Here is a 14,384-nt window from a genome sequence, read left to right on the forward strand (position 1 = left end):
GGGGGCGCGCGGCCGCTTTTCTCTGGGGGGGTGCCCCGCGCCCGCGCCCCCCCCCGGACGCGCCTCACCACTCATTTCCGTACCGCGGGGAGGAAGCAGGATCATGGGCGTCACGCTCGCCAAGGGAGGCAACGTCTCCCTCTCCAAGGCCGCACCGAATCTCACCCAGGTGCTGGTCGGGCTCGGCTGGGATGCGCGCTCCACCACAGGAGCCCCCTTCGACCTCGACGCCAGCGCGCTGCTGTGCCAGAACGGCCGCGTGCTCGGCGACGAGTACTTCGTCTTCTACAACAACCTCAAGAGCCCCGAGGGCTCGGTCGAGCACACCGGTGACAACCTGACCGGTGAGGGTGACGGCGACGACGAGTCGATGATCATCGACCTCTCCCTGGTGCCCGAGCACTGCGACAAGATCATTTTCCCGGTCTCGATCCACGACGCGGACAACCGAGGCCAGACCTTCGGCCAGGTCAGCAACGCCTTCATCCGCGTGGTCAACCAGGCCGACGGCCAGGAGCTGGCCCGTTACGACCTCTCCGAGGACGCTTCCAGCGAGACCGCGATGATCTTCGGTGAGGTGTACCGGTACGGCGGGGAATGGAAGTTCCGAGCGGTTGGACAGGGGTATGCGTCAGGTCTGCGGGGCATCGCCCTAGACTTCGGGGTCAACGTTTCGTAAAGCCGCGCACGGCGCGGGGGAGACCCGTACTTACACGATGGGGTAGCCAGTGGTTCTGAAAACCTTCGGCTGGTCGTTTGCCGTCACGGCACTCGGACTGGCTTTCGCCGCCTGGCAGTGGGGGTGGGAGGCGTTCGGGGTCGTACTGATCCTGTCGATCCTCGAAATCTCGCTGTCCTTCGACAACGCGGTGGTCAACGCCGGAATCCTGAAGAAGATGAATGCCTTCTGGCAGAAGATCTTCCTTACCATCGGCATCCTGATCGCCGTCTTCGGTATGCGGCTGGTCTTCCCTGTCGCCATCGTCGCGATCAGTGCCAAGGTCGGTCCCATCGAGGCGATCCAGCTCGCGATGGACCAGCCCAAGCAGTACGAAGCCCTGGTCACGGACGCCCACCCGGCGATCGCGGCCTTCGGTGGCATGTTCCTGCTCATGATCTTCCTGGACTTCATCTTCGAGGACCGGGACATCAAGTGGCTCGGCTGGATCGAGCGTCCGCTGGCCAGGCTCGGCAAGGTCGACATGCTGTCGGTCTGCATCGCGCTGATCGTCCTGCTCGGCACGGCGATGACCTTCGCGACCCACGCGCACACCAGCTCGGGGTACCAGGACAAGTCGGCCACGGTGCTGCTCTCCGGCGTCGCCGGCCTGATCACGTACCTCATCGTCGGCGGTCTCTCCAGCCACTTCGAGAACAAGATCGAAGAGGAAGAGGAGCGCGAGCACGAAGAGGAGGAGAAGGCCAAGGCGGAAGGCAAGGACCCGTCCCTCGTCGGCCTGGCGGGCAAGGCCGCGTTCTTCCTCTTCCTGTACCTGGAAGTCCTCGACGCCTCCTTCTCGTTCGACGGTGTCATCGGCGCCTTCGCCATCACGAACCACATCTTCTGGATGGCGCTCGGCCTCGGCATCGGCGCGATGTACGTACGTTCGCTGACGGTCTACCTGGTCCGCCAGGGCACCCTGGACGACTACGTCTACCTGGAGCACGGCGCGCACTACGCGATCGGCGCGCTCGCGGTCCTTCTGCTGATCACCATCGAGCACGAGATCAGCGAGCTCATCACCGGTCTCATCGGTGTCCTCCTGATCGCGGCCTCCTTCTGGTCCTCGATCCGCCGCAACAAGCGGCTCGCGGCCGCCGAGGACGGCAAGGGGCCGTCCTCGGGAGACAAGACTGAGGTCCCGTCCGGGGTGTGACCCGGCAGGGATTGAGGAACGCTCTGAGCGGGGCGGTCACGAGGCGTCGGCCTCGTGACCGCCCCGCGGCCTTGCGTGCCGTTACGCGGGGCTTTCAAGAGACACCTGGGGGTGGGGGCGGAATGGCTTTCTGGGACAGCCTGCGGCGGAACGGGGCCGAGCAGTTCACGTCCGGCAACGCCGCGGCCAACGCGATCGAGCTGACCAGACGGAACCCTTCGGTCTCGCTCACCAAGCAGGGCGCGGCCACCGGCAATCTGCGCGTCAACCTTTCGTGGCGGATGCGCACTTCCGACATCGGAGGCAAAACGCGGCGCAGCGGCAGTCTGCTGCGCCGGCCGCTCAAGTTCTTCCAGCCGGAACTGGTCCAGGCGCACACCCAGGGCGTGGTCAACGTCGACCTCGACCTCGGCTGCCTCTACGAGCTGGTGGACGGCACCAAGGGCGTCGTACAGCCGCTGGGCAGCTTCTTCGGCAGCCTGAACGCACCGCCGTACGTCCAGCTCAGCGGCGACGACCGGTTCGGCGCGCCGTCGGGCGAGACGATCTATGTGAACCTCGACCACCGCGAGGCGATCAAGCGGCTGCTGGTCTTCGTCTACATCTACGACCAGACGCCGGCCTTCGACCGTACGCACGCCGTGGTGACGCTCTTCCCGAGCAACGGTCCGCGCATAGAGATCGAGCTCGACGAGCGCGCCCCGCAGGCCCGTTCGTGCGCCGTCCTCACCGTCGAGGACGTCAAGGGCGACCTGGTGGTGCGGCGCGAGGTGAAGTTCGTCTACGGCTTCCAGGCGGAGCTGGACCGGCTGTACGGGTGGGGCCTGCAGTGGGGGCGCGGCTACAAGACCAAGGCCTGACGGGCCTGACGGGCCCGGTCTCCGGGCCCGTCAGGAGTCGCGTTCTCCAGGCGTTTCCTCCAGGCGCGGACGAACTGCTAGGCGCGGACGAACTGCGGCCCCTGCGGCGGCAGCCGGAAGTTCGGGTCCGGCGCGAAGGCAGCGGCGGCGGCGGGCTGCGGGTAGCCGTAGGCGGGCTGGGTCGACGCCGACCGGGGGTAGCCGTAGGCGGGCGCGGTCGTCGGCTGCGGGTAGCCGTACGCGGGCTGGGCGGGGTGGAGCGGCGGCTGGGCGGGCGGCTCGGGGGCCGGGGCCGGGGCCGCCGCGGACGTCGCCGCCGACGCGGGTTCCGCGGCCGCTCCCTCCGTCTCCTCCGTCTCGTCCACCGAGATGCCGTGGTCCGTGGCCAGGCCGATCAGGCCGTTCGAGTAGCCCTCACCCAGCGCCCTGAACTTCCAGCCCTCGCCGCGCCGGTACAGCTCCCCGCAGATCAGCGCGGTCTCCGCACCCGTCTCCGGCCTGACCTCGAAGTACGCGAGCGGCTCGCCGCTCCCGGCCGCGGTGGCGTCGTACACCTCGATGCGCAGGTCCCGTACGTGCTCGAACGGGACGTTCTCCGTCGAGGCGACGATCAGGATCCGGTCCACGGCCGGTTCGAGCGCCGTGAGGTCCGTCTGCACCGAGTCGGTGACGCCGTCGGGCGTGCGCTTCTTGCCCAGGCTCCGGACCAGGCCCGAGGGGTGGCGGGGCTGGTTGTAGAAGACGAAGTCCTCGTCGGAGCGCACGCGCCGGTCGACGCCGAGCAGCAGTGCCGAGGCGTCCACTTCGGGGACGTCGGGGCCGGGGGTCCAGCGCAGCACAGCCCGTACGGCCGTGGCGTCGAGCGGGACGTTCGAGCCCTTCAGCATGGCGTGCGTCATGCCTGTCATCCTGCCTTCCCGAGGCTCCCGCGGACAACGCGGGGCCCTGTTTCCCTACGGTCGGAGGTCGTGCTTTTGTGTGAGTAACCTGAAGTTCATGCGCACGGGGAACTCTTGACACGGTCCCTACGTACTATTACCGGCCACAGAGCAATGGGCCGACACGGCAGCACGGGGGGATTTTGATGCGTCATTTCGGGCATATCCCGCCCACTGTCCGAGAGAACCTCTTTCACCAGGAGCCGGTCACGTTCGATGCCGGGTCCTCGGCCCGTACGCTCTCCGCCGCTCTCGGCGCCACGCTCTACAGCCCGGCCACCCGGCCGGCGCTCGCCGACGACGTGGTGAAGCAGGCGGGGCGCGGGGTCGTCTCGATGGTGCTCTGCCTGGAAGATTCCATCGACGACGCGGAAGTCGCCGGGGCTGAGGAGAACCTCGTCCGGCAGTTCGCCGAGCTCGACGCGCGGGGTCCGGAGCTGCCGCTGCTGTTCGTCCGGGTCCGCGAATCCGGGCAGATTCCCGACCTGGTGCACCGGCTGGGCCCCTCGGCACGGCTGCTGTCCGGATTCGTACTGCCGAAGTTCACCGAGGAGCGTGGCGTCGCCTTCCTGGAGGCGCTCGCGGCCGCGGAGGCGGCGAGCGGGCAGCGGCTGTTCGCGATGCCCGTCCTGGAATCACCGCAACTGCTCCACCTGGAGACCCGGGCCGAGACGCTGGGCGGTATCGCCCGCACCGTCGACAAGTACCGGGAGCGGGTGCTCGCGCTGCGCCTGGGCGTCACCGACTTCTGCTCGGCGTACGGGCTGCGCAGGGCGCCCGACATGACGGCGTACGACGTGCAGATCGTGGCCGGGGTCATCGCCGACGTGGTGAACGTGCTCGGGCGCTCGGACGGCACGGGCTTCACGATCACCGGTCCCGTGTGGGAGTACTTCCGGGTCCAGGAGCGGATGTTCAAGCCGCAGCTGCGCCGCAGCCCCTTCGTGGGGCAGGCGGAGGCGCTGCGCGCGTCGCTCATCGAGCACGACATGGACGGGCTGCTGCGGGAGATCTCGCTCGACCGCGCGAACGGGCTGCTCGGCAAGACCTGCATCCATCCGTCGCACGTACTGCCCGTGCACGCGCTGTCGGTGGTCAGTCATGAGGAGTTCAGCGATGCGCAGGACATCCTGCGGCCGGAGCGGGGCGGTGGCGGAGTGATGCGTTCCGCCTATACGAACAAGATGAACGAAGTGAAGCCGCACCGCGCATGGGCCGAACGCACGCTGCTGAGGGCCGAGGTCTTCGGGGTGGCCCGCGAGGACGTCGGCTTCGTGGAGCTGCTGACCGCCGGAATAACCGGCTGAGACGGCTGGGACGGCTGACGGCCGGTGGCTGGACCGGCCGAGCCGACTGCCGACTGCCGACCGAGCCGGCTGAGAGCGAGACTGAGATGGGGACGGACGACGTGGTGTGGTCGGGAACGTGGGTCGCGGAGCGGCTGGGCGTCGAACTCGTCGCCGACGGCGAGGGGCAGCGGCCCGACGGCTTGAACGATCTGCTGGGACTGGCCCTGCGCCGCAATCCGAAGCGGGCCCATCTGCTGGTGTCGAACGTGCTGGGCAAGCACGTGCCGCAGTTGCCCTCCCGGGTGTACGGGGCGGGGTTCGCGCTCGGCGAGGACGTACGGAAGCTGCTGGGTGACGAGGCGGCCGCACGCGCGGTGGTCCTCGGATACGCCGAGACGGCGACGGGACTCGGCCACGCGGTCGCGGACGGCGTGGGCGTGGCGCCGTACCTCCACTCGACGCGTCGCCCGGTCGACGGCGTGCCGGCGGCGGGCGGCTTCGAGGAGTCCCACTCGCACGCCACCTCGCATCTGCTGCTGCCGGAAGATCCCGGGCTGCTGGCCGGCGAGGGGCCGCTGGTCCTCGTCGACGACGAGTTCTCCACGGGCAACACGGTGCTCAACACCATCCGCGACCTGCACGGGCGGTACCCGCGCGAGCGGTACGTGATCGTGGCCCTGGTCGACATGCGTTCGGCACGGGACCGCAGGCGGCTGGAGGAGTTCGCGCGGGAGATCGGCGCGCGCGTCGACCTGATCGCGATGGCCTCGGGCACGGTCCGCCTGCCGGAGGGCGTACTGGAGAAGGGCCGGGCCCTGGTGGCGCGGTACGACCCCTCTCCGCCGCCCCACTCCGGCCCCACGTCCCCGGAGCCCGCCCGCGCCGCTTCCCGGTCCGCCACGCCCACCCGCGTCGAGCTGGGCTGGCCGAGCGGTGTGCCCGACGGGGGACGGCACGGGTTCGTACCCGCGCACCGGGCCGTGCTGGAGGGCGCGCTGCCGGGCATGGCCGACCGTATCGCCGGGGCGCTGCCCGAAGACGCGCGCCGCGTACTGGTTCTCGGCTTCGAGGAGCTGATGTACGCGCCGCTCAGGCTGGCCACCGCGCTGGAGGAGCGCGTCGAAGCCGAGGTGCGGTACTCGACCACCACCCGCTCACCCGTGCTCGCCGTCGACGACCCGGGGTACGCGATCCGCACGCGCATCGTCTTCCCCGCGCACGACAATCCCGCCGACGGCCCCGGCGCGCGCTACGCCTACAACGTCGCGGGCGCCGGCTTCGACGCCGTCGTCGCCGTGGTCGACTCCGCCGCCGACACCCCCGCACTGCACGCGCCCGACGGCCTCCTCGCCTGCCTGGCCGCCCACACCGGGCACGTCGTGCTGGCAGTCGTCCCCTCGTACATACCCGCGATACCCGATGTGCCAGGCATGCCCGAGATGCCCGAGCGACGAGTCCCCGAACGGCAGGAACCGCCCATGCCCGAGCCCCTCCGCGGCCCCGCCTTCTCCTCCTACGCACCGGAGGACGTCGGCTGGCTCCTCCAGGACCTCTCGGGCGTCGAGCTCGAGGCCCCGACGGAGGAGCGCGAGGAAGCGATCCAGAGCGGCGGCGCGCACTACGCCGAGTCGCTCCCCGTCGAGTACCAGCCGAACGCCCAGTACCAGCAGCTCTTCATGGCCGCCCTGGAGACCTCGGCCACCCGCATCGCCCGGGCCGTCGCCACCGTCACCGAAACCGTCCTGGCCGAACGCTCCCCCCTTCCCGTACTGGTCTCCCTGGCCCGCGCCGGCACGCCCGTCGGTGTACTGATGCGCCGCTACGCCCAGCACCGGCACGGGCTCGACCTCCCGCACTACGCCGTCTCCATCGTCCGCGGCCGCGGCATCGACGAGACCGCCCTGCGCTGGCTGGCCGCGCACCACGACCCGGCCGACGTCGTCTTCGTCGACGGCTGGACGGGCAAGGGCGCGATCACCCGCGAACTCGCCCAGGCCCTGGACAGCTTTGCCGCCACCACCGGCATCGACGGCTTCAGCCCGGAGATCGCCGTCCTCGCCGACCCCGGCGGCTGTGTGAAGACCTACGGCACACGCGAGGACTTCCTCATCCCCTCCGCCTGCCTCAACTCCACCGTCTCCGGTCTGATTTCGCGCACGGTCCTCCGTTCCGACCTGGTCGGCCCCGACGATTTCCACGGGGCGAAGTTCTACCGCGAACTCGCCGACGGCGATGTGTCCGGCCACTTCCTCGACACCGTCGCCGCCCGTTTCGACGAGGTCGCGGACGCCGTGGACGCCGAGGTCAAGGAACTGCTGTCGGCGGACCGCGCCCCCACCTGGGAGGGCTGGGCGGCCGTCGAGCGCATCAGCGAGGAGTACGGCATCCACGACGTGAACCTCGTCAAGCCCGGCGTCGGCGAGACCACTCGTGTCCTGCTGCGCCGCGTCCCCTGGAAGATCCTCGCCAAGCGCGGCGCCGGCGCCGACCTCGACCACGTGCGCCTCCTGGCGGAGCAGCGCGGCGTCCCCGTCGAGGAGGTCGACGGACTCCCGTACACCTGTGTCGGGCTGATCCATCCCCAGTACACACGCGGCGCCACCGGCGCGGACGGCAAGGCGGTAACAGCGAAGTGACCAGCCGCCCTCCCGTCCTTGTCGCCAGCGATCTCGACCGCACCCTGATCTACTCCACCGCGGCCCTCGGCCTGCGTATGCCCGACGCCGAGGCGCCGCGCCTGCTCTGCGTCGAGGTCTACCAGAGCAAGCCGCTCTCCTACCTCACGGAGACCGCCGCCGGCCTGATGACGCAGCTCGCTGCCGCGACCTGGTTCGTACCGACGACCACCCGCACCCGCGAGCAGTACCAGCGCATCCGGCTCCCTGTCCCCACCCCCCGTTTCGCGATCTGCGCCAATGGCGGCCACCTTCTTGTCGACGGAGTGTCCGACCCGGACTGGCAGGCCCAGGTGGCGAAGACGCTCGCGGACGAGTGCGCCTCCCTGGCCGAGGTCCGCGCCCACCTCGTCGCCGCCGCCGACCCCGCCTGGCTGCTGAAGGAGCGGGTCGCCGAGGACCTCTTCGCCTACCTCGTCGTCGAGCGCGCGCTGCTGCCGGACGAGTGGGTCAAGGAACTCGGAGAGTGGGCAGAGGCACGAGGCTGGACGGTCTCCCTCCAGGGCCGCAAGATCTACGCCGTACCGAAGCCGCTCACCAAGAGCGCGGCCATGCGCGAGGTGGCCCGGCGCACCGGCGCCACTCTCACCCTCGCCGCAGGCGACTCCCTCCTCGACGCGGACCTGCTGCTGGCCGCTGACCACGGCTGGCGACCGGGACACGGCGAGCTGGCCGACACGGGCTGGACCGCCCCGCAGGTCACCGTCCTCCCCGAGGCCGGCATCGCGGCGGGCGAAGAGATCCTGCGCTCCTTCATCCACGCCGCCGGCCGACACCCGGCCTGAACATCCGAACGCCCACGAAGAGCAGCACCGCCAGCACGGCGCCCACCAGCACCACCTTCGAGTACGTGGAGACATAACCCGTCACGTCCGTCCAGTTCTCGCCCAGCGCGTAACCGGCGAGGACGAAGACGGTGTTCCATATCGCGCTGCCGAGCGTGGTGAGCCCGAGGAAGACCGGCAGTGGCATGCGCTCGACCCCCGCGGGCACCGATATCAGGCTCCGGAAGATCGGGATCATCCGTCCGAAAAAGACCGCCTTGGTGCCGTGGCGCAGGAACCAGGCCTCAGTCCGCTCGATGTCGGAAACCTTCACCAGCGGCAGCTTGGCCGCTATCGCGACGGTCCGGTCGCGCCCGAGCAGCGCCCCCACCCCGTACAGCGCGAGGGCACCGACCACCGAACCCGCCGTGGTCCACAGCAGGACGGCGATCAGGCTCATCTGCCCGGTACTGGCGGCGAATCCCGCCAGCGGCAGAATCACCTCGCTGGGCAGGGGCGGGAACAGGTTCTCCAGGGCGATGGCAATGCCGGCGCCCGGCGCCCCCAGGGTGTCCATGAGGGAGTTGATCCATTGTGGTGCGCTGCTCTCGGTCATGCGATCCACATTAGGAATCCGCACCTGAAGCCACACTGAAGAAGGCCGCAGGATTCCCGGGCATCAGCCACAGGAAAACACTGCGGTTTTCCGCAGTGCGCGGGCCCGCACCGCCCGGCTAGCGTGCTTGATCATGAAAGCAGTCGTGTGGCGCGGAGTCCGGTTCGCGGCAGGTCTCGTCATCGGGGCGTGGTCCGCGGTCGCCGAGCTGGTCTTCGTGCTCGTCTCCGCAGTGGCACTGCTGCTCGTGCTGGCGTGGCCGCACGGACGGCAGTCAGTGATGCGCCCCGTCGCGGCCGGGAGCCGTCGCCTGACCGAGTTCGAGCGCGGCCGGCTGGGCACCTTCCTCGGAATACGGATATCCGAGACGTACGCGAGCGAGCGCGCCCTGCGCTACCTCGCCGCGCGCTGGACGCTGGGCCTGCTCGGTGCCGTCGTCCTGGTCTCCGTCCTCATCGGCGCCGGCTACGGCACCTTCTTCGTGTACGGCTGGCTGATCGCCGACATCAAGTCTCCCGGCATGGTCGCCTTCAGCACCCTCGGCGGGCTGTTCCTGCTCTTCCTGGCGTTTCAGGGAATATTCGGAGTCGCCTCACTGGAGGGGCAGCTGGCCCGCCACTTCCTCGGTCCGAGCCACCAGGACGAGCTGGAGCGCCGTATCGCGCAGCTGGCCGCCAGCCGCGCCGGAGTCGTCGAAGCCGTCCTCGACGAACGCCGCCGTATCGAAAGGGACCTGCACGACGGGGTGCAGCAGCACCTCGTGGCCCTGGGCATGCTGCTCGGCCGCGCCCGCCGCAGCCGGGACGCCGAGCACGCACAGGCGTTGCTGCGCCAGGCCCACGAGCAGAGCGGCGAAGCGCTGGCCGAGCTGCGCGAAGTCGCCTGGCGCGTCTACCCGACGGTCCTCGACGAAGCAGGACTGCGGGCAGCCCTGGAGACGGTCGCGGAGCGCACGCTGCTCCCCGTCCACCTGGACTACCGGCTGGAAGGAGAACCCGCCAAGGCGCCCGCGGCCGTCGCGTACTTCGTCGTCTCCGAGGCCGCGACCAACGCCGTCAAGCACGCGGACGCCACCCGGCTCGGCGTGCGGCTCTTCCGCACCGGAAACGCCGGCCCGGACGGCGGCCGCACACTCCACGTCCGGGTCGAGGACAACGGAAAGGGAGGCGCCGATCCGTCCGGCAGCGGGCTCGTCGGCCTGGGCCGTCGCGTCGCCGCCCTCGACGGCAGTCTCCACGTCGACAGCCCGCCCGGCGGCCCCACCACCATCACCGCGGAGATCCCATGCGCGTAATCCTGGCCGAAGACTCGATCCTCCTGCGGGAAGGCCTGGTGCGGCTGCTCGCCGAGGAGGGGCACGAAGTGCTCGCGGCGGTCGCCGACGCCGAGGCACTTCTCGTGGCGGTCGAAGCAACGCCGCCCGATGTGGTCGTGGCCGACGTCCGGATGCCGCCGACGCACACCGACGAGGGGCTGCGGGCCGCTCTCGAGATCCGCCGACGCCACCCGCGGGTGGGGGTGCTGGTGCTCTCCCAGTACGTCGAGAAGAGGTATGCCACCGAGCTGCTGACCGGAGACTCCGGAGGGGTGGGATACCTCCTCAAGGACCGGGTGGTCCAAGTGGACGAATTCCTCGACGCGCTGGACCGGGTCGCGGCGGGGCGGGCGGCCTTCGACTCCGAGGTCGTACGCCAGCTGCTGACCCGCTCGACCCGCACCGATCCGCTGTCCCGCCTCACCGAGCGGGAGCGCGACGTGCTCGCCGAGATGGCCCAGGGGCACACCAACGCGGCGATCGCGACGCGGCTGCACGTGTCGCAGAGCGCCGTGGAGAAGCACACCAACGCAATCTTCGAGAAGCTCGAACTGCCGGGAAACAGTGGCTACAGTCGCCGGGTTCTGGCCGTACTCCGATATCTGGGCACCTGAGAGGGACGCGATGAGCAAGGGAAACAGCACCCCCGTCACCGACGAGCTGTACGCGTACATGCTGGCGCACAACCCCCCGCTGGACACCGTGCAGCGGGAGCTCGTCGACATCACCTACCGGCAGTTGCCGGAGCACGCGGGCATGCAGTCCGCCGAGGAGCAGGGGCCGCTCCTCGCCTTCCTGGTCCGGCTGACCGGGGCACGGCACGTCGTCGAGATCGGTACGTTCACCGGTTTCTCCGCGCTGTCGATGGCGCAGGTCCTGCCCGCAGACGGCCGGCTGATCACGTGCGACGTGTCGGAGGAGTGGACGGCGTACGCGCGCGACGCCTGGGCGAAGGCGGGCGTCGCCGACCGCGTCGAACTGCGCATCGGCCCTGCCCTGGACACCTTGCGCGCCATGCCCGCGGAGCCGCACATCGACGTCGCCTACCTCGACGCCGACAAGGTCAACTACGTGCCGTACTGGGAGGAGCTGGTGCCCAGGATGCGACAGGGCGGAGTGATCGCCACCGACAACGTCTTCTTCCACGGAGGCGTCACGGACCCGGACGCGACGGGCGCGGCGGCAGCGATCAAGGAGTTCAACGACCGGGTGACGGCCGACGCGCGCATGGAGAGCATCATGATCCCCGTCGCGGACGGCGTGACGCTCTCCAGGAAGCGCTGATCCTCAGCCGCAGCACCCGCCGCCGCAGCACCCGCCCCCGCCCCCGCCGGAGGGCGCGGCCGAGGCGGACCTGGCCGTACCGCCCACGGCGACGGCGGACAGCAGCTTGACGGTGTCGTCGTGCCCGTCCGGACAGGTGGCGGGCGCGGAGGACTCGGCCATGGGCCGGTTCAGCTCGAAGCTGGTGCCGCAGGAGCGGCAGCGGTACTCGTAACGAGGCATGCCCACAGGTTACTGAGTCGCCCTCCGGTTCAGGAGCCCGCGCCCCGCTCCTCACGGATCTCCGAGACGACCCGCGCCACCGTGCGCCGTACGGCCTCGGTCTCGGTCAGGAAGTGCCAGTAGTCGGGGTGGCGGCCTTCCAGACCCGCGACGGCCCGTTCCAGCCGGGCCACCGAGTCGTCGAGCGGACGGGCATGCCGCGGATCGGGCGTATTGCGCCCGGCCATGGCCAGCCGCTGAGCGTCCCTGATCGCGAACCGCGTCCGCTCGATTTCCTGCTGCGGGTCCTTGGACACGGCATTGAGCCGCTGCAACCGGTCTCCGGCAGCCGAAACCGCCTCGTCGGTGGAGTTCAGCAGCGCCCTGACCGTGCTGAGCAGGGAGACGGCATCGGGCCACCGCTGCTCGTCACGCGCCTTCGCCGCTTCCGCGATCTTCTCCTCGGCCTGCCGGACCGTTTTCGCTGTCTGCGCGGGTACGGACTGCAAGTCCTGCCAGCACGCGGCGGTGAACCGGCGCCGCAGCTCGCTCAGGATCGGTTCGACCTTGCCCGCCCGGGTCGTCAGCGCCTGGGCCCGGGTCCGCAGCGACACCAACCGCCGGTCGATCTCCGCCGCCCGCTCCGGCAGCCGCTCGGCCTCGGTCCGCACGGCGTCGGCGTCGCGCAGCACCTGGTCCGCACGCTGCAGGGTCTCCGGTACGCCGTGCCGTCCGGCGCCCTCGTTGAGCTTGGTCAGCTCGGGCGCGAGGGCCGCCAGCCGGGCCGCGAGATCATCGGCCCTGAGCCCCGAGGTCCGTACCGCATCCAGCGCATTGCTCGCCGCGAGAAGCGTCTGACGGGCCCGCTCCACGGCGGGAGCGAGCCGGGCGAGCTGCGTCTCCGCCGTGTCGAGCAGCGGCCCCAGCCCCTGCGCGTACCGGTCGAGCTCGCCCTTGACCCGTACCAGCTCGTCCTTGGCTTTGCTCAGCTCCGTGCGCGCCTTGGCGGCCGTGGCAGCCTCCAGGTCGTCACGGTCGAGGTCGTGAGCGTCGACGGCGGTGATGTACGTATGGCTGACCTCGTCGATGCGCCGCCCCAGCGCCGCGAAGTCCTCCACGGCTCTGCGGGCCTTCGGCGAACTGTCCACCGCCGTGATCGTCTCGATCGAGATCCGCAGGTCGCGCTGGGCGGTGTCCAGCTCGTAGAAGGCCGCGGCGGCCTCGTCCTTGGCGGCCTGGGCGTCGGCGCGCACATTCTCCCCGCGCCCGCCGAACCAGCGCCTCGTACCGCCGCCCGCGAAGGCGAAGGGAAGCGTGACGATCAGCGGCACCGGCAGGAGCACGAGCGCGACGACGTCCCGGACGGCACCCGCTTTCGTACGGCGGCGTACTCGCTGCGTGTACGGCTGCGCGTGTGTCGCCGTCACATCCCTCTCCCGTGCTGTGTCCGCCCCTGCCCGGTACATTCTCCCACCAGGTAAGGACGAACACACGGGCCGGTTAGTTCGCGCTTCGCAGGGTGATTTCCCCGTTGTCGCTGTTCGCCCTCACCACATGGGGGCTGTTCGGGTCGCGCGGCACGTCGACCCGGACGTCGCCGTTGTCGCTCCTGGCCGTCACGCTGTACGCGGCCCTGGGCAGGTCGATACCGATCTCGCCGTTGTCGCTGCCGGCCTCCACCAGGTCCGGGACGACGGTGAAGGCCATCCGCACACTCCCGGAGTCGGACACTGCTTTCACCCTCTTCGACGAGATCCCCTCCGCGACGATCTCCCCGTTGTCACTGGTCAGATCCAGCGGGCCGCCGGAGTCCTTGACGATCACCTCGCCGTTGTCGGAGCGGAGCGTGAGGGCGGTGTCGAACCCGGTGGCCGTGACCTTCCCGTTGTCGTCCTTCACGGTCACCGCGACCCCGCGCGGCACCTTCACCCGGTGCCACGACTCGCAGTCGCTCACCATCGCGTCGCAGTGCTGTCGCAGCACGAGTTCGCTCCCCTTCATCTCCCAGGTGGACTCGGGCCCCTCACCGAGGAACACCCACCCGTCGGCACGCCGCGTGACCTCGACGTCCTTCACATCGGCCGGCACCAGTTCGAGGACCGAGTCGTCGGCGTCGATGGTCAGCGTCTTCCCGCTGAACGGAAACGACCGCTGCTCGGCGGGCGCGTCCTTGGCCTCGCTCCCGCCGCAGCCACTCAGAGCGACCACGGCGGCGACGGCCCCGCCGACGGCGAGAAAGGTGCGAGTACGAAGTGCCACGGTGATCGATCCCCCAAGTAGTCCCAGCGTGAGCCTTCACCGTATGAACGGCCCCGCCCCGGCGCGATGCGGACCACCACCGAACCGGGGTGGGGTTATCCCCACCACCGCCCGACGCCGCCCGGCCAGGGAACGGATTGCCATCCCTCCCCGTCGGCCATGTACGCTGTTGCCTCATCCACGGGTGCGTAGCTCAGGGGTAGAGCGCTGCTCTTACAAAGCAGATGTCGGCGGTTCGAAACCGTCCGCGCCCACAGTGAATAGCCGCAGGTAAGCGGCAGGATTGGCCCCCCGGTCATGATCGAC

At 70.0% G+C, this 14,384-nt stretch carries 14 protein-coding genes and 1 tRNA gene; 10 read left to right on the plus strand and 5 right to left on the minus strand.

Annotated features, from left to right (window positions below; all coding sequences use genetic code 11):
- The first annotated feature begins 103 nt into the window (after positions 1-103).
- The 3 genes from ACWD0Y_RS33445 to ACWD0Y_RS33455 all read left to right on the plus strand — a co-directional run bounded on the left by ACWD0Y_RS33445 (position 104) and on the right by ACWD0Y_RS33455 (position 2,737).
- Positions 104-679 carry a TerD family protein gene (locus ACWD0Y_RS33445; protein WP_093801021.1) on the plus strand — a complete coding sequence of 192 codons (576 nt, stop codon included), beginning with the start codon at positions 104-106 and terminating at the stop codon, positions 677-679.
- A gap of 49 nt (positions 680-728) precedes the next feature.
- Entirely contained in the window at positions 729-1,877 is a 1,149-nt protein-coding gene (locus ACWD0Y_RS33450; RefSeq protein WP_093801022.1) for a DUF475 domain-containing protein, read from the plus strand.
- Between the two features lie 122 nt (positions 1,878-1,999).
- Positions 2,000-2,737: a TerD family protein gene (locus ACWD0Y_RS33455; RefSeq protein WP_450264034.1), complete on the plus strand. Its 738-nt coding sequence runs from the start codon at positions 2,000-2,002 to the stop codon at positions 2,735-2,737.
- Between the two features lie 77 nt (positions 2,738-2,814).
- On the opposite strand, the gene ACWD0Y_RS33460 is transcribed toward ACWD0Y_RS33455, so the two are convergent.
- On the minus strand, positions 2,815-3,636 hold the full coding sequence (locus tag ACWD0Y_RS33460; protein ID WP_450264035.1) for a TerD family protein: 822 nt from the start codon (positions 3,634-3,636) through the stop codon (positions 2,815-2,817).
- A 185-nt stretch (positions 3,637-3,821) separates the two neighbouring features.
- Here ACWD0Y_RS33460 and ACWD0Y_RS33465 point away from each other — a divergent pair, with 185 nt between their 5' ends.
- The 3 genes from ACWD0Y_RS33465 (at position 3,822) to ACWD0Y_RS33475 (ending at position 8,424) form a co-directional block, all read left to right on the plus strand.
- Positions 3,822-4,982 carry an HpcH/HpaI aldolase/citrate lyase family protein gene (locus ACWD0Y_RS33465; protein WP_450264036.1) on the plus strand — a complete coding sequence of 387 codons (1,161 nt, stop codon included), beginning with the start codon at positions 3,822-3,824 and terminating at the stop codon, positions 4,980-4,982.
- An 86-nt stretch (positions 4,983-5,068) separates the two neighbouring features.
- Positions 5,069-7,600 (plus strand): phosphoribosyltransferase, encoded by a 2,532-nt coding sequence (locus ACWD0Y_RS33470; RefSeq protein WP_450264037.1) that lies wholly within the window; start codon positions 5,069-5,071, stop codon positions 7,598-7,600.
- Positions 7,597-8,424, plus strand: a complete 828-nt coding sequence (locus ACWD0Y_RS33475) for an HAD family hydrolase (protein WP_450264038.1) — start codon at positions 7,597-7,599, stop codon at positions 8,422-8,424. Before ACWD0Y_RS33470 ends, ACWD0Y_RS33475 begins: the two co-directional genes overlap by 4 nt.
- Here ACWD0Y_RS33475 and ACWD0Y_RS33480 read toward each other — a convergent pair.
- Positions 8,393-9,019 (minus strand): DedA family protein, encoded by a 627-nt coding sequence (locus ACWD0Y_RS33480; protein ID WP_450264039.1) that lies wholly within the window; start codon positions 9,017-9,019, stop codon positions 8,393-8,395. The genes ACWD0Y_RS33475 and ACWD0Y_RS33480 overlap by 32 nt on opposite strands.
- A 133-nt stretch (positions 9,020-9,152) precedes the next feature.
- On the opposite strand from ACWD0Y_RS33480, the gene ACWD0Y_RS33485 reads away from it, so the two are divergent.
- Genes ACWD0Y_RS33485 through ACWD0Y_RS33495 form a run of 3 tightly spaced genes read left to right on the plus strand, consistent with a single transcriptional unit; the run spans position 9,153 to position 11,618 of the window.
- Positions 9,153-10,313 (plus strand): sensor histidine kinase, encoded by a 1,161-nt coding sequence (locus ACWD0Y_RS33485; protein ID WP_450264040.1) that lies wholly within the window; start codon positions 9,153-9,155, stop codon positions 10,311-10,313.
- Complete coding sequence (locus tag ACWD0Y_RS33490; RefSeq protein ID WP_450264041.1) at positions 10,304-10,948, plus strand: response regulator transcription factor; 645 nt, start codon at positions 10,304-10,306, stop codon at positions 10,946-10,948. Before ACWD0Y_RS33485 ends, ACWD0Y_RS33490 begins: the two co-directional genes overlap by 10 nt.
- Before the next feature lie 10 nt (positions 10,949-10,958).
- Positions 10,959-11,618, plus strand: coding sequence for an O-methyltransferase (locus ACWD0Y_RS33495; RefSeq protein ID WP_450264042.1), 660 nt, complete (start codon positions 10,959-10,961; stop codon positions 11,616-11,618).
- A gap of 3 nt (positions 11,619-11,621) precedes the next feature.
- Here ACWD0Y_RS33495 and ACWD0Y_RS33500 read toward each other — a convergent pair whose 3' ends face one another.
- From ACWD0Y_RS33500 to ACWD0Y_RS33510, 3 genes are all read right to left on the minus strand, one after another.
- Positions 11,622-11,840 (minus strand): FmdB family zinc ribbon protein, encoded by a 219-nt coding sequence (locus ACWD0Y_RS33500; RefSeq protein WP_093803557.1) that lies wholly within the window; start codon positions 11,838-11,840, stop codon positions 11,622-11,624.
- Between the two features lie 29 nt (positions 11,841-11,869).
- Complete coding sequence (locus tag ACWD0Y_RS33505; protein WP_450264043.1) at positions 11,870-13,246, minus strand: hypothetical protein; 1,377 nt, start codon at positions 13,244-13,246, stop codon at positions 11,870-11,872.
- A gap of 73 nt (positions 13,247-13,319) precedes the next feature.
- Positions 13,320-14,078 carry a DUF4097 family beta strand repeat-containing protein gene (locus tag ACWD0Y_RS33510; protein WP_450264044.1) on the minus strand — a complete coding sequence of 253 codons (759 nt, stop codon included), beginning with the start codon at positions 14,076-14,078 and terminating at the stop codon, positions 13,320-13,322.
- Between the two features lie 182 nt (positions 14,079-14,260).
- Here ACWD0Y_RS33510 and ACWD0Y_RS33515 point away from each other — a divergent pair.
- A tRNA-Val gene (locus ACWD0Y_RS33515) sits at positions 14,261-14,332 on the plus strand.
- Positions 14,333-14,384 lie beyond the last annotated feature (52 nt).

This window comes from Streptomyces altiplanensis, from assembly GCF_053591575.1.

What these genes read in the sequence shown, in the direction of transcription:
- ACWD0Y_RS33445 (WP_093801021.1), top strand. Translation starts at nt 104, where the DNA reads ATGGGCGTCACGCTCGCCAAGGGAGGCAACGTCTCCCTCTCCAAGGCC.
- ACWD0Y_RS33455 (WP_450264034.1), top strand. Translation starts at nt 2,000, where the DNA reads ATGGCTTTCTGGGACAGCCTGCGGCGGAACGGGGCCGAGCAGTTCACG.
- ACWD0Y_RS33460 (WP_450264035.1), bottom strand. Translation starts at nt 3,636, where the DNA reads ATGACGCACGCCATGCTGAAGGGCTCGAACGTCCCGCTCGACGCCACG.
- ACWD0Y_RS33465 (WP_450264036.1), top strand. Translation starts at nt 3,822, where the DNA reads ATGCGTCATTTCGGGCATATCCCGCCCACTGTCCGAGAGAACCTCTTT.
- ACWD0Y_RS33470 (WP_450264037.1), top strand. Translation starts at nt 5,069, where the DNA reads ATGGGGACGGACGACGTGGTGTGGTCGGGAACGTGGGTCGCGGAGCGG.
- ACWD0Y_RS33480 (WP_450264039.1), bottom strand. Translation starts at nt 9,019, where the DNA reads ATGACCGAGAGCAGCGCACCACAATGGATCAACTCCCTCATGGACACC.
- ACWD0Y_RS33485 (WP_450264040.1), top strand. Translation starts at nt 9,153, where the DNA reads ATGAAAGCAGTCGTGTGGCGCGGAGTCCGGTTCGCGGCAGGTCTCGTC.
- ACWD0Y_RS33490 (WP_450264041.1), top strand. Translation starts at nt 10,304, where the DNA reads ATGCGCGTAATCCTGGCCGAAGACTCGATCCTCCTGCGGGAAGGCCTG.
- ACWD0Y_RS33495 (WP_450264042.1), top strand. Translation starts at nt 10,959, where the DNA reads ATGAGCAAGGGAAACAGCACCCCCGTCACCGACGAGCTGTACGCGTAC.
- ACWD0Y_RS33500 (WP_093803557.1), bottom strand. Translation starts at nt 11,840, where the DNA reads ATGCCTCGTTACGAGTACCGCTGCCGCTCCTGCGGCACCAGCTTCGAG.